The organism is Gemmobacter aquarius (assembly GCF_003060865.1).
GTDB lineage: Bacteria > Pseudomonadota > Alphaproteobacteria > Rhodobacterales > Rhodobacteraceae > Paragemmobacter > Paragemmobacter aquarius.
In genome coordinates, this window is the sequence record NZ_CP028918.1 from 768,650 (window position 1) to 789,649 (window position 21,000).

Consider the following 21,000-nt stretch of genomic DNA (forward strand, 5'->3'; position numbering starts at 1 on the left):
CGGCTGATGCTCACCCTTATCGTCGCCCGCGCCCGTAACGGAGCCATCGGCAAAGCGGGAGACATCCCGTGGCATGCCCCCGAAGACCTCGCCGCCTTCCAGCGCGAAACCACGGGCGGCGCGGTCATCATGGGCCGCCGCACATGGGAAAGCCTGCCCGTCCGCCCGCTGAAGAACCGACTCAACATCGTCGTCACCCGTGACGCGGGCCTGTGGGAAACCACCGCCCCCACGCCCGAGGCCGCCATCGAAATCGCCCGCGCCGCAGGCCACACCCGCCTCTACGGCATCGGCGGCGAGGCGATCTACCGCGCCCTCCTGCCCCTCGCCGACCGCCTGTTGGTGACGGAAGTAAACCTGACCATCGAGGACGCAGACGCCTTCTTCCCCGACTTCGACGGGGCAGGGTGGCGGATGATCTACAAGCACAGGTTGAGGGCCGAAGGGCCGGAATGTGTGCTGACGGAGTGGCTAAGGTAGGGTGCGCCTTTACGGCGCACCTCGCTGGACGAAGGCGCAGCAGCTTAAGGCACCGCCAACCAAGGTGCGCGATGAACGCGCACCCTACGGGCGATAGCTCGAAAACGGCCAATCTTCCGGTTTCTCGACGAAGCCGTGCTTGACTGGATTCATCCAGCAATAGCTCACCAACTCACGCCAGTCCTGACCGTTCCGGATGTGATGCTCCCAGAACCGCCGTTGCCATATGCCGCGTTCGCGCCTGTCGATATGGCTTGGACGCAAGGTTCCTTTCGGCAGGGTTCTTGAAAATCGCGCCTTGATAAGTCGCCAACGCAGCGAATAGTCCGTGTCCCCTTCGGGCAATTGCCAGACGCAGTGCAAATGGTCTGGCAAAACGACCCAGGCATCGATCCCGAACAATCTTTCCCGCCGCGTTGCGCGCACTGCCTCACGCAGGGCTTCAATATGGTCGACCAACAAGGTCGTCCCACGCTGTTCTAGCGCCACGGTGAAGAAAATGCACGCACCTGGCACTCTCGGGCGACGATAATCCGACATTTGGCCCCCGTAGGGTGCGCGCTCGTCGCGCACCATTCCGACCGGTGCGCGACAAGCGCGCACCCTACGCCAGCTTCTGACAATAAGGTTAAGATACCCTTGTCGTCGTGCCCCCCCTTTCCCCCTCGCCCCGCTGTGCTACCTTGCCACCAAAGGGAGACACCCATGCAAATCCTCGTCCTCTACGGCGCCACCACGCTGACGTTCCTGATCCTTGATGCGATCATGCTGACACTGGTGATGAAGCCGCTCTTCACCACCCATATCGGCCCCCTGATGCTGGAAAGTTTCCGCGCCGGACCGGCGGCGGTGTTCTACCTCGCCTATGTCGCGGGGCTTTTGTATCTGGTCAGCATTCCGGCTCTCAAATCGGGCAGCGCGGTGCTGCTGCCTGCGGCGGTGATCGGGGCCATGGCTTACGGCACCTACGAATTCACCAGCTATGCCATCATGAAGGACTGGCATTGGCAGATGGTGGCGACCGATGTGATCTGGGGCACGGTCCTGACTGCGGTCTCGGCCTGGGTCGGGGTGACGGCCGCGCGGATGGTGGGCTAAACCTTACCGCATCTTGACGCTTTTGGCCGTTTCGTATGCATCGCCTGTGCATCCCCGTTTCAGCCCTTGCGGGGTTAACGCGGCAAGGCAGATCGGCTAAAGGAATGAACGGATTCTAACGGATTCCGTGCATCGGTGTGCATCGCCTGTGCATCGCCCACGACATCGGAGACACCATGATCCTGCTCGGCATCTCGACCTGCGACACCTGCAAGAAGGCCGTCAAGGCGCTGCAATCCGCAGGCCATGACGTGACCTTCCGCGACATCAGGGCCGAACCGCTGACAACGGCGGAAATATTTGAAATCGTTACCGAATTCGGTGACCGGGCGATCAACAAATCCTCGACCACATATCGCGGCTTTTCCGATTTCCTGAAGATGTCGGAACCCGAGGCGCAGATTGCCGCGCAACCTGCGGTGATGAAGCGCCCCGTCATCCGCAACGGGGCTGATTGGCATATCGGCTGGGATGACGCCGTTCAGTCCAAGCTTTTGTAATAATGCAGAAATCCTGCCCGAAAGGGCAGGACGCGTCGCATGGGGAAAAGGCTCAGATCAGTTGCAGATCGCTGGCCGATTCTCGGCCGTCTCGGCCCGATTGCAGGGTATATCCGACCTTCTGGTTGTCGTTCAGACCCTTGAGGCCCGCCCGTTCCACCGCCGAGATATGGACGAAAATGTCCTTGCCACCATCATCCGGTGCGATGAAACCGTAGCCTTTGGTCGAGTTGAACCACTTCACGGTGCCGGTCGGCATGCCGTTTCTCCCTGTTCACGTCCCCCCGTCGGCGACATGCCGCCGGGTCGTGCGCCCCGGTCTTTCAATCCTCTGGTACCGTTACGGGCAGGGTCAGAAAGTCAGTCGTCACTGGCGGAAATCATGCCAAAGCCTATTGTAAAATCAAGTAAGATTCGAAGGCGGGCCAAGCCGCTGGAAACAAACGGATAAAGGCAAAAGTCATGCGGAATGCGGCGCTGGTTCTGGGCATCATCGGCGGGATCTGGGCGATGGTCGTCGGATTTTTCGGCTTCGGCTACACGACATTCATCGAAAGCCACGGCGAAATCGGGACACTCGCCACGCAGGTGAACAACCCCGACCTGATCCGCGCCGCAAGCTTTCTTGCTCCCATCCTCGCCATAGCGGGCGGTGCCATGGCGCGGTCGCGCAACATCGTGGCGGCCGTGTTACTCTTGGCCTCGGCGCTGTCGGTCTATGTCGCCTTCGGCTTCAACGTCTTTACCATGTTTCCCATCGGCTTTTGCGCGCTTGGCGGGATGCTGGCGCTGGCGGCAAAAGAGCCTGACGCGCATTGATCGCAGAAACGAAAAAGAGCGCACCACAGCGCGCTCCTTTCCTAACGAACGGTTAAGAAAACCGTTAACGCAAATCCGGCGGCAAAGCCTCGCCCGCCAGCTGCGCCACGATCTCTGCAAACCCCATAGTCGTCGTCTGCTGCTCGCCCAGACGCCGCACCGAAACGGTCCGCTCCTCGACCTCTTTCATGCCGACGGCAAGGATCACGGGCAACTTGCCGACCGAATGTTCGCGGACCTTGTAGTTGATTTTCTCATTGCGAACATCGGCTTCCGCCCGCACCCCCGCCTTTTTCAGCGCATCGACCACCTCATGCACAAAGGGGTCTGCATCCGAAACGATGGATGCCACCACCACCTGACGCGGGGCCAGCCAGAAGGGCAGGCGCCCTGCGTGGTTCTCGATCAGGATGCCGATGAATCGCTCGAACGACCCGAGGCAGGCGCGGTGCAGCATGAAGGGGCGGTGCTTGGCACCATCTTCGCCGATATAGCTCGCATCCAGCCGTTCGGGCAGGTTCGGGTCAAGCTGCAAGGTGCCGCACTGCCAATCGCGGCCAATCGCATCGGTCAGCACGAATTCCAGCTTGGGCGCATAAAACGCCCCCTCACCGGGGAACAGCTCGAAGGCATAGCCCGCCGCATTGCAGGCATTGGCAAGTGCTGCTTCCATCTTGTCCCAGATCTCATCGCTGCCGACCCGCTTTTCCGGCCGCGTCGACAGCTTCACCCGCCACTTGTCAAAGCCAAGGTCGGCGTAGATTTTCGCAAGGAATTCAATGAATTTCTTCGATTCCGCCTCGATCTGATCAAGCGTGCAGAAAATATGCGCGTCATCTTGGGTGAACCCGCGCACCCGCATGATGCCGTGCAGCGCGCCGCTGGGTTCATACCGCGCGCAAGAGCCGAATTCCGCCATCCGCAAGGGCAGATCGCGATAGGATTTCAGCCCCACGTTGAAGATCTGCACATGGCAGGGGCAGTTCATCGGCTTTAGCGCATTGATGACCTTTTCCCGCGCGCCTTCCTCGTCGACCTCGACGATGAACATGTTCTCGCGATAGTTTTCCCAATGGCCCGACGCTTCCCACAGGTTGCGGTTCACCACCTGCGGCGTGTTCACCTCGACATAGCCGTCAAGCCGCTGCTGGCGGCGCATATAGTCCTGAAGCGTGGTGTAGATCGTCCAGCCGTTCGGGTGCCAGAACACCTGACCGGGCGCTTCTTCCTGCATGTGGAACAGGCCCATCTCGCGACCCAGCTTGCGGTGGTCGCGCTTGGCGGCCTCTTCCAGCATGGTCAGGTGGGCTTTCAGGTCGTCGCGGTTCTTGAAGGCCACGCCGTAGATGCGTTGCAGCATCGGGCGGGTGCTGTCGCCCAGCCAATAGGCCCCCGCCACGTTCATCAGTTTGAACCCGTCCGCCGGAACCTGCCCGGTATGGGCCAGATGTGGTCCACGGCACAGGTCTTGCCACGGCCCGTGCCAATACATCCGCAAGGGTTCATCCCCCGGAATCCGGTTGATAAGCTCGATCTTGTAAGGCTCGCCGCGCTCTTCGTAATAGGCAATCGCACGGGCGCGGTCCCAGATTTCGGTCTTTACCGGATCGCGGGCATTGATGATCTGCTTCATCCGCGCTTCGATCTGGCCAAGGTCTTCGGGGGTGAAGGGTTCGGCGCGGTCGAAATCATAGAACCAGCCGTAATCGCGCACCGGGCCGATGGTCACTTTCACATCCGGCCAGATGTCCTGCACGGCGCGGGCCATGATATGGGCGCAGTCGTGGCGGATCAGTTCGAGTGCGGCCTTGTCGTCCTTCAGCGTGTTGATCGACAGTTTGGCGTCAGCCGTGATCGGCCATTGCAAATCCCAATGCGCGCCGTCGACCTGAGCGGAAATCGCCGCTTTCGCCAAGGACGGAGCAATTGAAGCTGCCACTTCGGCAGGGGTCACGCCGGCATCGTAATGCCGCACATTGCCATCGGGAAAGGTCAGGGAAATCTGGCTCATGGCCATGCTCCTCGTCGGTTTGGCGCCCACGGAACGCCCGGTTGCGGGTTGGTATCGGGGCGTTGGTGCAGAAACGGGCGGGGAAAGTCAACCTCGCCGCAGGTTCGAAATGCGCTGGCATGGGGCGGGGAGAGGGGTAAAAGGTAAGGCACAACCGGAGGACCGCATGACCGACCACCTGACCACGCCACAGGGCCGCCGCATCGCCTATAACCGCAGCGCGGGGCGGGGCGCGGGCATCGTTTTCCTCGGCGGGTTCAAATCCGACATGGGCGGCACCAAGGCCGTGCATCTGGAGGCATGGGCGCGAGACCAAGGCCGCGCCTTTCTGCGCTTCGACTATTCGGGCCATGGCGAAAGTTCGGGCGATTTCCTCGATGGCTGCATCGGTGACTGGTTCGCCGATGCCACTGCCGCGATCACCGCGCTGACGGACGGGCCGCAGGTTCTGGTGGGGTCATCGATGGGGGGCTGGATCGCGCTTTTGCTGGCACGCGCCATGCCCGAACGGGTGGCGGGCCTTGTCGGTATCGCCGCCGCGCCCGATTTCACCGAAGACAGCATGTTGGCGCAGTTCACCGACGCGCAGCGCCATGCCCTTGCGACGCGCGGGTTCGTGGAAGAGCCTTCGGACTATTCGCCCGAGCCCTATGTCATCACGCGAAAGCTGATCGAAGACGGGCGCAACCATCTTGTCCTGCGCGCGCCCTTGGACTTGCCCTTTCCCGTCCGCCTGTTGCAAGGCACCGCCGATACCGATGTGCCGCCCGCCGTGGCGCTTCGGTTGATGGACCATGCCGACAGTCCCGACCTGCGGCTTTCGTTGGTCAAAGGGGCGGATCACCGCTTTTCGACAGCAGCCTGCCTGCGCGTGATCGAACAGGCGGTGGCCGAGGTATCGCAAAGCGAAGTCTGACGCAGACTTCGCGCCGGAATTTCACGAAAATTCCGCTCACCGCCCATCCTGACATCGATTTCTGCGTCAGAAATCGGCGCGGAATTTGCGTCAAATTCCGGCCTTGGTCCGACGCGCAACCGCCGCTACCCTGATGCCAACCGCAAGGAACACCCCGCCCCGTGACCGACCCCATCCTGTTCATCCCCGGCATCCTGTGCGACGCCCGTATCTTCCTGCCGCAGATCGTGCATCTGGGGGTAAAGCATGCCATCCACATCGCCGTGCCCGGCACGGGTGAGACGGTGGAACAAATGGCCGAACGGGTTCTGGCCCATGCGCCCGCCCGGTTTGCGCTTGTCGGCTGCGGTCTTGGCGGCGATATCGCGCTCGATATTCTGCGCCGCGATTTGGACCGCGTCACCCGCGTGGCGCTGATCTCGACCGACCCTCTCGCCGAAGCGCCCACCAATGCCGCCGCCCGCGAAGCGCGGATCGTGGCGGCCAAATCGGGGCGGCTGAAAGAGGCGATCTTGCAGGAATACCCGCCCGAGGCTTTTGCCCAAAGCCCGTGGCGGGCTGACATCATGGCGCTGATGCAGGATATGGGGCTGACGTTGGGAGAGGGGGTTTTCATGCGCCAATCGCGCGCATCGCAACGCCGCCCCGACCAGCAAAAGACCCTGCGTCGTGCCATGCTGCCGGTTCTGGTGATTGCCGGGCAAAGCGACCCCATCACTCCGGTCCGGCGACAGGATTTCACTTCCGCCCTTGCGCCCTATGGCAAGCTGGTCGTCATCCCCGACGCGGGCCACCTGCCAACGCTGGAACAGCCCGAAGCCGTCACAGCTGCGCTGGAAGAGTTCCTGAACGGCCCCCTGATGCTGCGGAGCGTCAAACCGAAGCCAGCTTGACCTTTTTCTTTGCCGGAGGCTGGGCGGAATTGGCATCGATGAAGCCAAGCACCAGCGGGCGGATGTTCAGCCGCCAGCTTTTGCCCGCGAAAATCCCGTAATGCCCGGCCTCGGGTTCCAGATGCTGGGCCTTTTTGTCGTCGGCCAGACCCGTCAGCATCTTCAGCGCGGCCACGCATTGGCCGGGGGCGGAAATGTCGTCATTCGCACCTTCGACCGTCATCACTGCCACGCGGTTGATCGCGCCGATATCGACCCGCTTGCCTGCCACGACGAATTCGTTCAGCGCGATCTCGCGGTTCTTGAAGATCCGCTCTACGGTCGACAGGTAGAATTCCGCCGTCATGTCCATCACGGCCAGATATTCGTCGTAGAACCGGTTATGCGCGTCATGGTCCGACGCCTGTCCGTGGGCCACCCGCATGATCTGTTCGGAAAACGCCTTGGAGTGGCGGTCTGCGTTCATCGACATGAAGCTTTGCAACTGCAAAAGCCCCGGATAGACCAAGCGCCCCGCGCCCTTGTGCTTGAAGCCGACGCGCTGGATGGCGATCTGCTCAAGCTGCCCCATGGTGATGCGGCGGCCGAAATCGGTCACATCGGTCGCGGCTGCATCGGGGTCGATCGGCCCGCCGATCAGCGTCAGGCTGCGCGGCTGCGCTTCGGGGTCTTCGGCCGCGAGATAGGCGGTCGCCGCCAAAGCGAGTGGGGCAGGCTGGCAAACGGCGATCACATGGGTGTCGGGGCCAAGCGCACGCAGGAAATCGACAAGGTAAAGCGTATAATCCTCGACGTCGAACTTGCCAGCCGACACCGGAATGTCGCGGGCGTTGTGCCAGTCGGTCACATAGACTTCGGCATCGGGCAGCAGGCTTGCAACGGTTGACCGCAGCAGGGTGGCGTAATGGCCCGACATGGGGGCCACCAGCATCACCTTGCGCGCCATTGGCGCACGGCGGCGGACCGAGAAATGGATCAGATTGCCGAAGGGCTTTTCCACCACCGGCGTGATGTCGACCAGATGGTCCTGCCCGTCAGGCCCGACAATGGACCGGATGCCCCAGTCGGGTTTCACCACCATGCGACTGAACGAGCGTTCCGTCACCTCGCCCCAAGCCGCCATCAGCGGCAGCGCGGGGTTCATCGACATGGCGAATGCGGGATACGAAGCCATCGCCCGTGCGGTCGCGCCCAGCCACTCATTCGTGTTGCGGGCGGTTTCCATCAGGTCGTAGGTGAACATGTAACGCAACTTACGTCTCCTTGTCGGAAGGGCCCCGCCCCCCAATTCGCTGCTTTCCCCGCAAGGGTCGCGGGTCTATGCTGCGAGTGCGAGGATAGGGGGGATTTGTTGGCATGACAACGCAAGAGAATGACGCAGGCGCAAAGCTTGACCGTCTGACCGCCAACCTCGCCCGTGTCGAAGAACTGACCGAGCGGCTGGTTAACGGATTGGCCAAGAAAAAAGCCCATGATGCGGCGCTGAACGGTCCGTCGAACGATGTCTACGTCAAGGCTGCGGCGGCCTATCTGGCAGAGATGATGCAAAACCCCGCAAAGATCATCGAACACCAGATCGGCTTTTGGGGCAAAAGCCTGCGCCACTACGTCGAAGCCCAAAAGGCGCTGGCGGGCGGAGAGTTGAAGGCGCCCGAGGATGCCACCCCGAAAGACCGCCGTTTCGCAAACCCGCTGTGGGAAACCCACCCCTATTTCAACTTCATCAAACAGCAATACATGATCAATTCCGAGGCGATCACGACCGCTTTGGGTGACATCGAAACGCTGGATGATACCGACCGTCGCCGCGTCGAGTATTTCTCGAAACAGATCGTCGACATGTTCTCGCCCACCAACTTTCTGGCCACCAACCCCGATGCGCTGGAAAGGGCGGTGGCGACCGATGGCGAAAGTCTGGTCAAGGGGCTGGAAAATCTGGTCCATGACATCGAGGCGAACTCGGGCGAGGTGCTGGTCACGCTGGCCGACAAGGACGCCTTCCACGTCGGCCAGAACATCGCCACAACGCCGGGCGCGGTGGTTTACCGCAACCGCATGTTCGAGCTGATCCAGTATACGCCGACCACCGAAAAGGTCTATCAGACGCCCCTGCTGATCTTTCCGCCGTGGATCAACAAATTCTACATCATGGACATGAAGCCCGCCAATTCGCTGGTGAAATGGATCGTCGAGCAGGGCTTTTCGTTGTTTGTCGTCTCGTGGGTCAATCCTGACGCTGCTTACGCCGATGTCGGAATGGACGATTACATCCGCGACGGCTTCTTGCGCGCCATGGCCGAGGTGCGGCGCATCACCGGCGAAAAACAGATCAATGCGGTGGGCTATTGCATCGCAGGCACCACGCTGTCGTTAACCTTGGCGCATCTGGAAAAGGCGGGCGACCGCTCGGTGAAATCAGCCACGCTTTTTACCACGCTGACCGATTTTTCCGATCCGGGTGAAGTGGGGGTGTTCCTGAACGACGATTTCGTCGACGGGATCGAGCGGCAGTCGAAGCATGACGGGATTCTGAACAAGATGTTCATGAGCCGGACCTTCAGCTACCTGCGCTCGAACGACCTGATCTATCAACCCGCCATCAAAAGCTACATGATGGGCGAGGCACCGCCCGCTTTTGATCTGCTGTTCTGGAACGGCGACGGCACCAATCTGCCCGCCAAGATGGCCGTCGAATACCTGCGCGGCCTGTGCCAGCGCGACGAATTCGCGACCGAAGGCTTCACCGTCTTTGGCGAAAAGGTGCGACTGTCAGACATCAAACTGCCCGTCTGCGCCATCGCCTGCGAGACCGACCATATCGCCCATTGGCGCGGCAGCTTCAACGGGGTGGCCAAGATGGGGTCGAAGGACAAGACGTTCATCCTGTCGGAAAGCGGCCATATCGCGGGGATCATCAACCCGCCGTCCAAGGGGAAATACGGACATTATACTGGCACGACTGTCCTGACCGGCAAGCCGGAGGACTGGAAAGCCGCTGCCGAGTTCCATCAGGGTAGCTGGTGGCCGCGCTGGAAAGACTGGCTTGCCGCACGGTCCGGCAAGCAGATCAAGGCGCGAAACCCAGGTGATTCGGGGGCCGATGTGCTTGCGCCTGCGCCCGGTAGTTACGTCACCGCAGTGCCTGCCGTCTGACAAGACCTTGATGCAGCGCATGAATTTGCGCCGGGCGGCCTTGACTTCAGACCTTTATGCTGCGGTGCAGAAAAAACTTGAAATGCTGCACTGCAGCATTTATATGATGTTCAAGGAAACGCACCCCCGGGCATTGCCCGAAACGCCAGGAGCTTATCATGAACAAACCGACCGATTTCACCAAAGTCATGCAGGACATGATGGCCTCGTTCCCGGTGGACTCGTCCGCCATGCAGAACGCGTTCAAGACGCAGGCTGCGATGGCTGAAAAGCTGTCGAAAGTCGCTCTGGAAGCTGCTGAAAAGTCGACCGAGATCACCTCGAAATGGGCCAAAGACACCCTTGCCAAGCTGGCTGACGTGTCGAAAGCCAAAACGGAAGTGACCGACTACACCAAGTCGGCCACCGATTTCGCCTCGGCCGCTGCTGAAATGGCCGCTGAAAACATGGCCGCTTTCGCAGAAGTTGCGAAAAAAGTGCAGATGGAAACCGTCGAACTGGTTCTGGCTGCTGGCAAGGACATGTCGGAAGACGCGACCGCTGCCGTCAAGAAAGCCACGACCGACGTGACCACCGCCGCGAAAAAAGCTGCTGCGGCTGCGAAGTAAGCGATACGCCTGATCGGCCTCCTCCCGGTCTGATCGGCGCTTTGGGCGGGCCTTGTGCCCGCCCTTTCTTTTTGAAATCCCCTGTCTTAAGGTTTCTCTGCAGCGCAGCCATTGCGACTGCGAAATGACGATTGCCGGGGAGGGCTGGCCGATGGCCGATACGACGAAGCCGCTTTTGATCAAGCGCTACGCAAGCCGCCGCCTCTATAACACCGAGACATCCGATTACGTGACGTTGGAAGACATCGCCGGCTTCATCCGCGCAGGCCGCGAGGTCCAGATCGTCGATCTGAAATCCGGCGACGACCTGACGCGCCAATACCTTTTGCAGATCGTGGCCGAGCATGAATCCAAGGGCGAAAACGTGCTGCCCATCGGGGTTCTGACCGATCTTGTCCGCTCTTACACCACCGAGATGCAATCGGTCGTGCCGCAATTCCTTGCCGCCTCTTTCGAAATGCTGCGCGATGGGCAATCGAAGATGCTGGAAAACCTGACCACCATTCCGAACCCGATGGCCGCTATGCCGGGGTTCGAGGCGATGCGCCAACAGCAAGAGGTCTTCATGAAGGCCTTTATGGGCGGGCTTCCGGGATGGGGCGGCACCGGTCCGGCGAAAGAGGATGACGCGTCAACACCCGCGCCCGATGCAGACGAACTGGCCCAGATCAGACGGCAACTGGCTGAACTTCAAAAGAAACTCTCCAAGCTGTGACGCGCGGGGCGGCCCATGTCTGACGGTCAGGGTCGCGTCACCCTTTGGGGGATCGAGGTTTTTCTAGCCGCAGCCGACGAAGGCGCGATTTCCGCCGCAGCACGGCGCCTCGGGGTAAGCCCGTCGGCGGTGAGCCAGCAGCTCGCCTCGCTCGAAGCCGCCTTGGGGGCGGTGCTCTTGGACCGGGGGGCGCGCCCCATGGGCATGACGCCTGCGGGCGCGATGTTCCGCCGCCACGCCCAGACTATCCTGAACGCCGAAGCCGAGGCGCGGGCCGATCTCGCCATGGCCGATCTTTCCGGCCTGACCACGCTGCGCCTTGGCATGATCGAGGATTTCGACGCCGAGGTGACGCCGCAACTGCTTGGTACCGTGGCGGAAACGCTGCGGGGGTGCCGCTTCCTGCTGGAAACGGGGGCAAGCCACCGGCTGGTCGAACAACTGGAAAGCCGCGCCCTCGATATCGTGGTGGCAGCAGATAGCGGGGCCGAGGGGGCCGATACCGGCTGGCGCGAGGTGCATCCGCTGCTGGCCGAACCCTTTGTCGCGATCCTGCCCAACGGGGGCGACGTAGCAACCTTGCCTTTCATCCAATACACCACGCGCCATTTGATGGGCCGCCAGATCGCGGCGCATCTGGCGCGTAACGGGCAGCGCCTTGCCACGCGGTTCGAGCTGGACAGTTACAACGCCATCCTTGCCATGGTGGCAGGCGGTGCGGGCTGGACGATCCTGACGCCGCTTGCCCTGCACCATGCCGCGCGGTTCCGCCCCGAGGTGACGGTGCGGCCCTTACCCTTTGGCACGTTGGACCGGACGCTTTCGCTATCGGCGCGGGCAGGGGTGCTGAAAGACATTCCCGCGCAGATCGCGACCGGGCTGAAAGCGCAGTTGCAAGCGCAGGTCATCGTGCCCGCGCTGCGCGACTGGCCGTGGCTCGCCCCGTCGCTGCGGGTGCTTTAGCGCTTGACCGTGCGTGCCGAGGCGACCAGCGCCGTGGCAATGTAATCAAGCTCGGGTCCGGTCAGACGGGCGGGCAACCGCACGTCACAAGCCCGCATCAGCATGGCACGGGTCTTGGGCAGGTCGGGCAGGTCGGGCAGGAATTGCCAGTTCCAATAGGCCCGCGCGTTGTTTTCCGACAGGCCGAAAATCTGGACCGAAACGCCTTGCGCCTTGGCGTCTTCCTGAAAGGCCCGTGCTTCGTCATCGCTCCACCCGCCGGTCAGGTTGAACTGGATCGAATCGGGCGCCCGTTCCTCGGGCGGCAGGGCGGGGGGGACGGTCAGCCACGGGCAGGCGTTCAGACGGTCGGCCACCCAGTCGTGGTTCGCACGCCCCAGCGCCACACGACCCGCGATTTCAGGCAGTTGCGGGCGGATGACGGCTGCCGACAGGTTCTGCATCCGCAGGTTATAAAGCGGCAGTTTGTTCTGCCAGTGGCCAAAGCTGTTCTGCAAACCGGGGTGTTTTTTCCAATTCGCCTCGTAGGCGCCCGACATGATGATGGCGCGGGCGGCGATTTCTGGGTCGTCGGTCACCAAGATCCCGCCTTCGCCCGCGTTCACCAACTTGTAGGACTGAAAACTGAAACAGCCCACCTTGCCCATCGTGCCGATGTTCCGCCCGCCCCAGACCGTGCCGAGGCTGTGGGCGGCATCCTCGACCACCGGAATCCCCCGCGCGTCGCACAGCGCCATGATGGCATCCATGTCGCTGGTATGGCCGCGCATGTGGCTGATGAGCGCGGCATGCGCCCCGTCGAGCTTCGCCTCGAAATCGGCCAGATCGATGCGGTAATTGTCGCCCACCTCGACCAGAACGGGCATGCAATCGGCATGGACCACGGCCGAGGGCACGGCGGCAAAGGTAAAGGCGGGGATCAGGACCTTGGCATCACGCGGAAGGTCCAAGGCTTTCAAGGACAGGAATAGCGCAGCCGAACAGGACGAAACCGCCAAAGCGTAGCGCGATCCGAGCAGTGCGGCGAATTCACTTTCCAGCAATGCAACGGGTGCACCTTGGGCGGCGGTATATCGAAACAGGTCGCCTGTTGCGAGCAGCCGGTCGATCTCGGCCCGTGCCGCTTCGGGGATAGGATCGGCGTCATAGACATTGGGGGCGGTCATTTGACCGTGTGCCTGTCCGTCGGGTGCCATGTACAGATTTCCTGAAACTGATTTAAGGAAATGCTGTAAGCGTTGCGGCTGATTATTTCCAGCGACATGTTTATGACAGTGGCCGCTTTCGGGGCTTTCCGCCTAAAGACCCAAGCGGTCGCGCATCGAATACCATGTCATGGCAAGCACCAGCATCGGCCAGCGCAAGGAGGCACCACCCGGAAAGCGCGGAGTGGGAAGCGAGGCCATGAGATCAAAGCGTTCGGCTTGACCAGCCACGGCTTCCGAAAGGATGCGCCCGGCAAGGGTGGCCAGCGCAACGCCGTGACCGGAATAGCCCGAGGCCGACAGGACGTTCGGCGCGACCCGCAGGAAGCAGGGATTGCGCGTCATGGTGATCGCCAGCGTGCCGCCCCATGCATAGTCGAAGCGGATATCGCGCAAGGCGGGATATATGTCGAGAAGGGCGGGGCGCACCGTCTTGACGATGTCGGGAAAGCGCCAGCCATAGCTTTCGCCCCCGCCGAACAGCAGGCGGTTGTCATCCGACAGGCGCCAGTAATTCACCACAAAGCGCGTATCAGCCACGGCGACGGGTTCGGCCAGAACATGTCCTGCGCGCGCGCCCAGAGGTTCTGTGGCGAGGATGAAGTTGTTGATCGGCATGACGCGGGCGGCAACTTGCGGATCCAGCCCACCCAGGTAGCCATTGGCGGCAAGGATCACGTGGTCGCAGGTCACTTTCCCAGTCGCCGTATGCACAACTGGCCGCGCGCCGTGATCGAGGCGGATCACCTCGGACTTTTCGTGGATGATGGCGCCCGCCGCCAGCGCAGCGCGGGCAAGCCCGATAGCATAGTTCAGCGGATGGATATGCCCCGCGCCACGGTCGACAACGCCGCCCTTGAACACGCCTGACGGGATCAGGCGCGCCATCGCGTCACGGTCCAGCGGCTCTATCTTGTCGTAGCCGTAATCGCGTTGCAGGCGGTCGGCATAGGCATGGGCGTGGCTGACCTGCCTATCGTTCCAGCAGGCATGGGCAATGCCGTGGCGAAAAGGGGCCGGAATGTCGTGGTCTGCGATCAGCGATTTGACCAGCCCTTTGGCATCTTCCGCCAGATCCCACAGGCGGCGGGCGTTTTCGCGGCCCGCCACGCGTTCGAGATCGTCCTGATCGTTGCGCTGGCCTGACCCGACTTGCCCACCATTGCGCCCTGATGCGCCAAAGCCGACCCGATTCGCTTCAAGCACCACGACCGAATAGCCGCGCTGCGCCAGATGCAGCGCCGCCGACAGGCCCGTGTAACCCGCCCCCACGATGCAGACATCGGCCCGCACATCGCCCTGCAGCGGGGTGTGGGCTGCGAAATCCACCCGCGTCGCTGCGTAATAGGAGGCCGGATACTCTCCGGCCCTGTCGTTGGCATAGAGCAGGTTCATACGTTCAAAAGCAGGTGTTCCCGCTCCCACGGGCTGATGACTTGCAGGAATTCCTTGTATTCGTTGCGCTTCACGCTGTCGTAGACTTCGCAGAATTCCACGCCGAGGATTTCGCGCAGCGCGTCATCCTCTTCCAGCAGATCGAGGGCATCGCCAAGGTTATAGGGCAGGTCTGTCTCGCTCATATAAGCGTCGCCCTTGCATTCCGGCTTGGGCATCTTTTGCGCCTTAAGGCCCAGATAGCCACAGGCAAGGCTGGCCGCTATGCCGAGATAGGGATTGCAATCCATCCCCGCGAGCCGGTTTTCCAGTCGCCGCCCCTCGGGGGGCGAGATCGGGACGCGCAGGCCGGTGGTGCGGTTGTCACGGCCCCATTCGAGATTGATGGGGGCGGCAAAGTCTGGAACGTAGCGGCGGTAGCTGTTCACGTAAGGCGCAAGCAGGGCCACCGCACCCGGCAGGTGGGCCTGCATTCCGGCGATGAAATGCAGGAAGGCCGGGGTCTCGCCGCCCTTTTTGTCGGAAAAGATGTTCTTGCCGGTTTTGATGTCGACAACCGAATGGTGCATATGCATCGCCGAGCCGGGTTCGCCCTCGATCGGTTTGGCCATGAAGGTGGCGAAACAGTCGTGGCGCAGTGCGGCCTCGCGGATCAGGCGCTTGAAGAAGAAGATCTCGTCAGCCAGCGCCACGGGGTCGCCATGGGCGAGGTTGATTTCCACCTGGCCCGCGCCGCCTTCTTGCAGGATGCCGTCGATCTCGAAGCCCTGGGCTTCGGCGAAATCGTAGATGTCGTCGATCACCTTGCCGTATTCGTCGACAGCCGACATGGAATAGGCCTGCTTGCCCGCCGCGCGGCGGCCTGACCTGCCCATCGGCGGAATGATCGGCATGTTCGGGTCGATGTTTCGCGCGACGAGGAAGAACTCCATCTCGGGGGCGACGATGGGTTGCCAGCCTTCGGCATTGTAAAGCTCGACAATCCGCCGCAGCACGTTGCGTGGGGCGGTGGGAACCGGCTTGCCCTGCTGGTCTTCGGCGTCGTGGATGATTTGCAAGGTAACGTCGGCTGTCCAGGGGGCGGCAGTCGCTGTGCTGAAGTCGGGCACAAGGATCATGTCCGGCTCGGTGAAGGCACCGGTCGGATTGTCTGCCCATTCCCCTGTGATGGTTTGCAGGAAGATGGAATTGGGCAGGAAGTAATTGGCCTGCTTGGCAAACTTCGAGGCAGGCATCGCCTTGCCCCGCGCCACGCCGGCAATGTCGCCGATGATGCATTCCACTTCGTCGACACGGCGACCTGCGATCCAGTCGCGGGCGGCTTCGGGCAGTTTGTCGGTCCAATTCGACATGGGATCACACTATGGTTTGGGGTGCCGCAGGCCGGGATCAGCCGCGCGGTTCCTTGAAGAAAGCGGCGATGCGGGCCGCGATGGTCTTGTCTTGCAGCGGGTCCGACAGGCGGGCGGCGGCATTCGCCATCACCTCGTCCGGAACCAGACCCTTGCCCCGTGTCTGCATCAACCCGTCGACGAATTCGGGGCGAAATTCGGGGTGGGCCTGCACCGTGAAGGCGCGGTTGTCGTATAGCAGGGCCGCATTTGTGCAGAAATCGCTGGTGGCGACGACCGTGGCATTTGCGGGCTTTCCCACGACCTGATCGCGGTGCCATGCGTTCAGGGTCAAAGTCTCGCCGTCGAAATCGTAATCCTGCGCGCCGACCGCCCAGCCGCCTGCATAACGCTCGACCTTGCCGCCCATCGCCTGCGCCACGATCTGGTGTCCGAAACAGATGCCGACCAAAGGCACATGCGCGTCATAGGCGGCACGGATGAAGGTTTCGAGCGGGGGGATCCACGTGTGATCTTCATAGACGCCATGCCGCGAGCCGGTGATCAGCCAACCCTCTGCATCCCTGACCAAGGTCGGAAAGTCGCCTTCGACCACCCGCCACGTGCGGAAACTGAACCCGTAGCCCTCTAGCAGGCGGGCGAACATATCGGGGTAGTCGCCCATCACGGGGGCGAGCATGTCAGGCGCAAGGCCGGTTTGCAGGATGCCGATCAGCATGGGCGGGTCCATCGTTTGACATCTTCAAGGTAAGAGAGGCTCAGTGGCCCTGACAAGGTGCGCCCCGGCGAAAAATCTTCCAGAAGATTTTTCGCCGGCGTTACCCGCAAAATCTTCGACGAAGATTTTGCGGGGTAGGGGCCCAAGACTTTTTGAGGAAAAGTCTTGGGCCGGGTCAGACGGTGTCGAGGTAAAGCTCGACCCGCTCGGTTGCGGTCAACTCGCCGATATAATGAAGTTCCTGACGTTTGGTGTGGATCAGGTTCTTGATCAGTTCGGGATGGATGAAACGCGGCACAATGGTGCTTTGTTCAAGCGCGTCGATTGCGCCTTCCCAAGTCGTCGGGATTTCTGCCAGACCTTCGACCGCATAGGCGTTGCCGGTGATCGGCGCAGGCGGCTCCATCGCCTGCGTGATCCCGTCGAGCGCCGCGCCGAGGATGGCGGCAAGCATGAGGTAGGGGTTCACGTCGCCACCTGCGACACGGTGTTCGATCCGGCGCGCGCCCGGATTGCCTGCCGGAATGCGGATCGCTGCGGTGCGGTTTTCATAGCCCCAGCAGATTGCGGTGGGGGCATGTTTGCCCGGCACCAGCCGTTCGAAGCTGTTCTGATGCGGCGCGAAGATCAGCGCCGAGTCGTGCATGGCGTTCAGGCAACCGGCCACGGCGGAACGCAAGGTCGCCGTACCTTTGGGTCCGCCGCTGTCGAAAACATTACGGCCGTCTTCGTCTACGAGGCTGAAGTGTGTGTGCAGACCAGACCCGGAATACTCCGGATAGGGCTTTGCCATGAAACTGGCCGCAAAACCGTGGCGGCGGGCGAGACCCTTTACCAGCATTTTGAAGAACCATGCGTCATCGGCGGCGCGAAGGGCGTCGTCGCAATGCATCAGGTTCACCTCGAATTGGCCAAGGCCGGTTTCCGATGTGGTGGTGTCGGCGGGAATATCCATCGCCTCGCAGGCGTCATAAAGGTCGGTGAAGAAGGTGTCGAAGGCGTCGAGCGCCCTGATCGACAGCGTCTCGGCGGCCTTGCGCCGCTTGCCGGAACGCGGCGAGGCGGGAACCTGCATGGTCTTGCCGCTGTCGTCGATCAGGAAAAACTCAAGCTCGACCGCAACTACGGGGGTCAATCCGCGTTCCTTGAACTTGTCGACGACCGAGCGCAGCGCGTGACGCGGGTCGCCCTCATACGGGGTGCCATTTTCGCGGAACATCCAGATGGGCAGCATCGCGGTGGGGGCTTCGAGCCACGGCATGGGGATGAACCCACGTTCCGTGGGTTTCAGCACGCCATCCTGATCGCCCTGCTCGAACACCAGCGGGCTGTCGTCGATATCCTCGCCCCAGATGTCGAGGTTCAGGACCGAGAACGGGAACCGCGTCCCGTTCTTGACCACGTTTTCGGCAAATCGCGCCGGCACGCGCTTGCCGCGCGCTTGCCCGTTCAAATCGGCAGCCGCCACGCGGATGGTCCGCACGTCGGGATGCTTTCTCAGCCAATCCTTCATCATCTTTTTCATCAGGCGGGGGAGCAATATGCCCGGCCCCGGTCCGTCCCTTTGTGTTTCGATCCCCTTCCCATGCAGCCCCATGCCGCAATGCCGCCCGCTGGGCAGACCCGGACAAGAGGCCCGGGGAATTTGATCAAATCTAGGCTACTATCGGATCAGTTGAGGACGCAAGCGAATTCTTGCGCGCTGGTTCGATGGCAGATGCCGGTTTAACCGCTTGTTTACCGTGTTGAAGGCCCATGTCAGGAGCAAGGTGAGGCAGATGAAGTAGAACCCGACGATGGGATAGGGAATGAAGGGATTGTAGGTCTTGTCGGCGAAATAGGCGGCGTAATAAAGCGCGTCGCCCTGTTGGCGAAAGGCGGGGAAGCTGGAAAAGAACACCAGTGTCGTGGCGTGGAACAGGAAGATCGCCTCGTTCGTATAGGCAGGCCAGCCCAAGCGCAGCATGGTGGGCCACAGAATGCGGCGGAAACGTTTGAAGCCGGTGATGCCATAGGCGTCAGCCGCTTCGATGTCGCCGCGCGGGATCGAGCGCAGCGCGCCGTAGAAGATTTCGGCGGAATAGGCGGCGGTATTCAGGAACAGCACGACCAAAGCGCCTGCCCATGCCTTGGTGAGCCAATCGGTGTGCACCGTGATGCCAAGCAGGTCGATCCCGCCTTTTGGCAAAAGCACAAAGGTTTGATAGGCAAGAAAAAACTGGATGAACAAGGGCGATCCGCGGAAGGTGAAGATGAACCAGTCTGCCGGTTTGCGGACCCATGGGCTGCGGGCCGATTTCGCCAGAGCAAGGGCGTTGGCGAAGAAAAAGCCGGTCAGCAGGGCAAGCGCGCCGTAGTAGATGTTCCAGATCAGGCCAGACCCGATCAGGGTGAATTGCTGGCACAGGGTGAAGTCGGTTTTCGGCAGCATCCGCTCGCCGTAGCCGATGCTGCGGAAGGCGTAGGCGCCGATCGTGTCCAAGCAGGTCATGCAGCCACCTTACGCATCGCTTCGCCCGCCATCGTGGCCTGACCGCGCGACAGGCGGGCCGTAAGGCGGCCAAGCACGATTTCGGACACGCGGGTGAAGCCGAGATAGAAGAACAGAAGGAACAGGAAATACCACAGCCGCCAGTCATCATGCGGATAGGCATAGGCATCGGTCTTGGACCCGCCAAGTTCCTGCGCCCAGAAAACGATATCGTTCACGCCGAGCAGGAAAAGCAAGGGCGTCGCCTTGATGAGAATCAGCCACAGGTTCGACAGGCCCGGCAGGGCATAGACCCACATCTGGGGCACGAGGATGCGGCGGAACACCTGACGCGACGAGAGGCCATAAGCCTCGGCGGTTTCAAGCTGGGCGCGGGGCACGGCGTTCATCGCGCCGTAAAGCACGTTGGCGGCGAAAGCGCCGAAGACGATGGCGAAGGTGACGACGGCAAGGGCGAAGCCGTAGACCTGATGCCAGATCTGCGGGGCCGAGTTCGGCGGAATCTTCGCTTCGGGGCAGACCTTGAATTCGAGGCCCGTGCGGATCGGACCGGTCCAGTCGGGGCAGCGGACGTGGTGGAGCAGCGTTTCCAGACCCTGATCCAGCGCGATCACGAAGAACATGAAGAAGATGATGTCGGGAATGCCCCGCACCATGAGCATGTAGGCCTTGCCGAACAGGCTGAGTGCGCGGTTGTGGGCGCGTGCGGCCATGGCGCCGCCAAAGCCGAAGGCGAGGGCCACGGGGGCGGTGATGGCCAGCAGGATCAGGACGGTGCCGAAGCTGTAGTAAAACAGCATGTGCTTGCCCGAGGTCAGGTAGCACAGCATCCAGATCGGGCCGTTCAGGGCCGCGGGGTCGGCGCATTGGGCGAACATCGGGCCTCCGGGCACTGGGGAGAAAACCGGCGCTTGGCCGGTTTTCCCTGAGTCACAGGCAGATCAGAACAGGACGGCCTGCTCTTTGAACCACTTTTTGATCAGTTCGTTGATCGAGCCGTCGGCCTTCATTTCGGCGATCGCCTTATCGAACTTGGCGGCAAGTTCGGTGTCGGACTGACGGAACGCAGCGCCGACGCCGCCGCCGAGTTGCACCTGATCGACCACGACGAGTTCGCCGTTCGATTGCGCGACGACCGGATCGAGGAATTCGCTGTCGGCCAGAACGGCATCGGCTTCGCCGTTGCGGACGGCGGCGACGGTTTCGTCGGGCGTTTTGAATTCCAGAAGCTGCGCGCCCGATTCGGCAACATGCGACGCCTGGATGGTGGCGGTCTGGGCAGCGACGACCGAGGTCGTCAGATCGACATCGGCGCTGGCGGCCACGTAGAGCGAGATTGCCGGCGGGTAGTAATTCTGCGTGAACAGGCGGTCGGCCTTGCGCTCTTCGGTGATCGACATGCCGGCCATGATGACGTCGAAGTTGCCCGAGTTCAGGTTGGGCATCATCGAATCCCAGTCGTTCTGCACGAATTCGCAGGTGAGTGCGGCGCGTTTGCAGATTTCGGTGCCGAGATCGACTTCGTAGCCGTCGAGTTTGCCGGCATCGTTCACGAGGTTGTAGGGCGGGTAAAGCCCTTCTGTAGCGATGCGGACCGTGTCCTGCGCGCTGGCGGCGGCGGCCGACAGGGCGACAAGTGCGGTGGCAAGCATGATTTTCTTCATAGGTTAGCTCCCCTTGAGT

General features: G+C 61.7%; 22 protein-coding genes. 10 read left to right on the plus strand and 12 right to left on the minus strand.

Going from position 1 to position 21,000, the window contains the following annotated elements; all coding sequences use genetic code 11:
- The first annotated feature begins 6 nt into the window (after window positions 1-6).
- On the plus strand, window positions 7-480 hold the full coding sequence (locus HYN69_RS03715) for a dihydrofolate reductase (RefSeq protein WP_108434552.1): 474 nt from the start codon (window positions 7-9) through the stop codon (window positions 478-480).
- An 84-nt stretch (window positions 481-564) separates the two neighbouring features.
- On the opposite strand, the gene HYN69_RS03720 is transcribed toward HYN69_RS03715, so the two are convergent.
- Window positions 565-1,020 carry an REP-associated tyrosine transposase gene (locus HYN69_RS03720; RefSeq protein WP_108434553.1) on the minus strand — a complete coding sequence of 152 codons (456 nt, stop codon included), beginning with the start codon at window positions 1,018-1,020 and terminating at the stop codon, window positions 565-567.
- Window positions 1,021-1,185: 165 nt separating this feature from the next.
- Between HYN69_RS03720 and HYN69_RS03725 the strand changes: the two genes are divergently transcribed.
- Both HYN69_RS03725 and HYN69_RS03730 read left to right on the plus strand, forming a co-directional pair.
- The gene (locus tag HYN69_RS03725; protein WP_108434554.1) at window positions 1,186-1,578 is read left to right on the plus strand and encodes a DUF2177 family protein; all 393 of its coding nucleotides are present in this window, start codon (window positions 1,186-1,188) and stop codon (window positions 1,576-1,578) included.
- Window positions 1,579-1,754: 176 nt separating this feature from the next.
- The gene (locus HYN69_RS03730; protein WP_108437023.1) at window positions 1,755-2,078 is read left to right on the plus strand and encodes an arsenate reductase family protein; all 324 of its coding nucleotides are present in this window, start codon (window positions 1,755-1,757) and stop codon (window positions 2,076-2,078) included.
- Window positions 2,079-2,130: 52 nt separating this feature from the next.
- On the opposite strand, the gene HYN69_RS03735 is transcribed toward HYN69_RS03730, so the two are convergent.
- A complete protein-coding gene (locus HYN69_RS03735; protein ID WP_108434555.1) occupies window positions 2,131-2,337 on the minus strand; it encodes a cold-shock protein in 207 nt (68 codons plus the stop codon).
- Between the two features lie 203 nt (window positions 2,338-2,540).
- Here HYN69_RS03735 and HYN69_RS03740 point away from each other — a divergent pair, with 203 nt between their 5' ends.
- Window positions 2,541-2,897: a hypothetical protein gene (locus HYN69_RS03740; RefSeq protein WP_108434556.1), complete on the plus strand. Its 357-nt coding sequence runs from the start codon at window positions 2,541-2,543 to the stop codon at window positions 2,895-2,897.
- A gap of 64 nt (window positions 2,898-2,961) precedes the next feature.
- Here the strand turns inward: HYN69_RS03740 and thrS are convergent, their stop codons facing one another.
- The gene (thrS, locus tag HYN69_RS03745; protein WP_108437024.1) at window positions 2,962-4,908 is read right to left on the minus strand and encodes a threonine--tRNA ligase; all 1,947 of its coding nucleotides are present in this window, start codon (window positions 4,906-4,908) and stop codon (window positions 2,962-2,964) included.
- Between the two features lie 166 nt (window positions 4,909-5,074).
- Between thrS and HYN69_RS03750 the strand changes: the two genes are divergently transcribed.
- The gene (locus tag HYN69_RS03750; RefSeq protein WP_108434557.1) at window positions 5,075-5,824 is read left to right on the plus strand and encodes an alpha/beta hydrolase; all 750 of its coding nucleotides are present in this window, start codon (window positions 5,075-5,077) and stop codon (window positions 5,822-5,824) included.
- Window positions 5,825-5,985: 161 nt separating this feature from the next.
- Window positions 5,986-6,717, plus strand: a complete 732-nt coding sequence (locus tag HYN69_RS03755; protein WP_108434558.1) for an alpha/beta fold hydrolase — start codon at window positions 5,986-5,988, stop codon at window positions 6,715-6,717.
- Here the strand turns inward: HYN69_RS03755 and phaZ are convergent.
- Complete coding sequence (gene phaZ / locus HYN69_RS03760; protein ID WP_108434559.1) at window positions 6,698-7,969, minus strand: polyhydroxyalkanoate depolymerase; 1,272 nt, start codon at window positions 7,967-7,969, stop codon at window positions 6,698-6,700. The two genes, HYN69_RS03755 and phaZ, sit on opposite strands and share 20 nt — an antisense overlap.
- A 104-nt stretch (window positions 7,970-8,073) precedes the next feature.
- On the opposite strand from phaZ, the gene phaC reads away from it, so the two are divergent.
- The 4 genes from phaC to HYN69_RS03780 all read left to right on the plus strand — a co-directional run bounded on the left by phaC (window position 8,074) and on the right by HYN69_RS03780 (window position 12,156).
- Window positions 8,074-9,870 (plus strand): class I poly(R)-hydroxyalkanoic acid synthase, encoded by a 1,797-nt coding sequence (gene phaC / locus HYN69_RS03765; protein ID WP_108434560.1) that lies wholly within the window; start codon window positions 8,074-8,076, stop codon window positions 9,868-9,870.
- Between the two features lie 158 nt (window positions 9,871-10,028).
- The gene (locus tag HYN69_RS03770) at window positions 10,029-10,478 is read left to right on the plus strand and encodes a Phasin (RefSeq protein WP_108434561.1); all 450 of its coding nucleotides are present in this window, start codon (window positions 10,029-10,031) and stop codon (window positions 10,476-10,478) included.
- Window positions 10,479-10,629: 151 nt separating this feature from the next.
- Window positions 10,630-11,193, plus strand: a complete 564-nt coding sequence (phaR, locus tag HYN69_RS03775; RefSeq protein ID WP_108434562.1) for a polyhydroxyalkanoate synthesis repressor PhaR — start codon at window positions 10,630-10,632, stop codon at window positions 11,191-11,193.
- A gap of 15 nt (window positions 11,194-11,208) precedes the next feature.
- Window positions 11,209-12,156 (plus strand): LysR family transcriptional regulator, encoded by a 948-nt coding sequence (locus HYN69_RS03780; protein WP_108434563.1) that lies wholly within the window; start codon window positions 11,209-11,211, stop codon window positions 12,154-12,156.
- On the opposite strand, the gene HYN69_RS03785 is transcribed toward HYN69_RS03780, so the two are convergent.
- The 8 genes from HYN69_RS03785 to HYN69_RS03820 form a co-directional block, all read right to left on the minus strand.
- A complete protein-coding gene (locus HYN69_RS03785) occupies window positions 12,153-13,322 on the minus strand; it encodes a DegT/DnrJ/EryC1/StrS family aminotransferase (protein WP_108434564.1) in 1,170 nt (389 codons plus the stop codon). The genes HYN69_RS03780 and HYN69_RS03785 overlap by 4 nt on opposite strands.
- Before the next feature lie 132 nt (window positions 13,323-13,454).
- Complete coding sequence (locus HYN69_RS03790; protein WP_108434565.1) at window positions 13,455-14,756, minus strand: NAD(P)/FAD-dependent oxidoreductase; 1,302 nt, start codon at window positions 14,754-14,756, stop codon at window positions 13,455-13,457.
- A complete protein-coding gene (locus tag HYN69_RS03795; protein ID WP_108434566.1) occupies window positions 14,753-16,108 on the minus strand; it encodes a glutamine synthetase family protein in 1,356 nt (451 codons plus the stop codon). Before HYN69_RS03795 ends, HYN69_RS03790 begins: the two co-directional genes overlap by 4 nt.
- Before the next feature lie 37 nt (window positions 16,109-16,145).
- A complete protein-coding gene (locus HYN69_RS03800) occupies window positions 16,146-16,826 on the minus strand; it encodes a type 1 glutamine amidotransferase (RefSeq protein WP_108437025.1) in 681 nt (226 codons plus the stop codon).
- A 175-nt stretch (window positions 16,827-17,001) separates the two neighbouring features.
- Window positions 17,002-18,339, minus strand: a complete 1,338-nt coding sequence (locus HYN69_RS03805) for a glutamine synthetase family protein (RefSeq protein WP_108437026.1) — start codon at window positions 18,337-18,339, stop codon at window positions 17,002-17,004.
- A 150-nt stretch (window positions 18,340-18,489) separates the two neighbouring features.
- Window positions 18,490-19,317 (minus strand): ABC transporter permease, encoded by an 828-nt coding sequence (locus HYN69_RS03810; RefSeq protein ID WP_108434567.1) that lies wholly within the window; start codon window positions 19,315-19,317, stop codon window positions 18,490-18,492.
- Window positions 19,314-20,195, minus strand: coding sequence for an ABC transporter permease (locus HYN69_RS03815; RefSeq protein WP_108434568.1), 882 nt, complete (start codon window positions 20,193-20,195; stop codon window positions 19,314-19,316). Before HYN69_RS03815 ends, HYN69_RS03810 begins: the two co-directional genes overlap by 4 nt.
- A gap of 63 nt (window positions 20,196-20,258) precedes the next feature.
- Window positions 20,259-20,981 (minus strand): transporter substrate-binding domain-containing protein, encoded by a 723-nt coding sequence (locus HYN69_RS03820; RefSeq protein WP_108434569.1) that lies wholly within the window; start codon window positions 20,979-20,981, stop codon window positions 20,259-20,261.
- Window positions 20,982-21,000 lie beyond the last annotated feature (19 nt).

Bases quoted from the DNA above. Each gene is read 5' to 3' on its own strand.
- HYN69_RS03715 (WP_108434552.1), top strand. From the start codon at position 7: ATGCTCACCCTTATCGTCGCCCGCGCCCGTAACGGAGCCATCGGCAAA.
- HYN69_RS03720 (WP_108434553.1), bottom strand. From the start codon at position 1,020: ATGTCGGATTATCGTCGCCCGAGAGTGCCAGGTGCGTGCATTTTCTTC.
- HYN69_RS03725 (WP_108434554.1), top strand. From the start codon at position 1,186: ATGCAAATCCTCGTCCTCTACGGCGCCACCACGCTGACGTTCCTGATC.
- HYN69_RS03730 (WP_108437023.1), top strand. From the start codon at position 1,755: ATGATCCTGCTCGGCATCTCGACCTGCGACACCTGCAAGAAGGCCGTC.
- HYN69_RS03735 (WP_108434555.1), bottom strand. From the start codon at position 2,337: ATGCCGACCGGCACCGTGAAGTGGTTCAACTCGACCAAAGGCTACGGT.
- HYN69_RS03740 (WP_108434556.1), top strand. From the start codon at position 2,541: ATGCGGAATGCGGCGCTGGTTCTGGGCATCATCGGCGGGATCTGGGCG.
- thrS (WP_108437024.1), bottom strand. From the start codon at position 4,908: ATGAGCCAGATTTCCCTGACCTTTCCCGATGGCAATGTGCGGCATTAC.
- HYN69_RS03750 (WP_108434557.1), top strand. From the start codon at position 5,075: ATGACCGACCACCTGACCACGCCACAGGGCCGCCGCATCGCCTATAAC.
- phaC (WP_108434560.1), top strand. From the start codon at position 8,074: ATGACAACGCAAGAGAATGACGCAGGCGCAAAGCTTGACCGTCTGACC.
- HYN69_RS03770 (WP_108434561.1), top strand. From the start codon at position 10,029: ATGAACAAACCGACCGATTTCACCAAAGTCATGCAGGACATGATGGCC.
- phaR (WP_108434562.1), top strand. From the start codon at position 10,630: ATGGCCGATACGACGAAGCCGCTTTTGATCAAGCGCTACGCAAGCCGC.
- HYN69_RS03780 (WP_108434563.1), top strand. From the start codon at position 11,209: ATGTCTGACGGTCAGGGTCGCGTCACCCTTTGGGGGATCGAGGTTTTT.
- HYN69_RS03785 (WP_108434564.1), bottom strand. From the start codon at position 13,322: ATGACCGCCCCCAATGTCTATGACGCCGATCCTATCCCCGAAGCGGCA.
- HYN69_RS03790 (WP_108434565.1), bottom strand. From the start codon at position 14,756: ATGAACCTGCTCTATGCCAACGACAGGGCCGGAGAGTATCCGGCCTCC.
- HYN69_RS03795 (WP_108434566.1), bottom strand. From the start codon at position 16,108: ATGTCGAATTGGACCGACAAACTGCCCGAAGCCGCCCGCGACTGGATC.
- HYN69_RS03800 (WP_108437025.1), bottom strand. From the start codon at position 16,826: ATGCTGATCGGCATCCTGCAAACCGGCCTTGCGCCTGACATGCTCGCC.
- HYN69_RS03805 (WP_108437026.1), bottom strand. From the start codon at position 18,339: ATGAAGGATTGGCTGAGAAAGCATCCCGACGTGCGGACCATCCGCGTG.
- HYN69_RS03810 (WP_108434567.1), bottom strand. From the start codon at position 19,317: ATGACCTGCTTGGACACGATCGGCGCCTACGCCTTCCGCAGCATCGGC.
- HYN69_RS03815 (WP_108434568.1), bottom strand. From the start codon at position 20,195: ATGTTCGCCCAATGCGCCGACCCCGCGGCCCTGAACGGCCCGATCTGG.
- HYN69_RS03820 (WP_108434569.1), bottom strand. From the start codon at position 20,981: ATGAAGAAAATCATGCTTGCCACCGCACTTGTCGCCCTGTCGGCCGCC.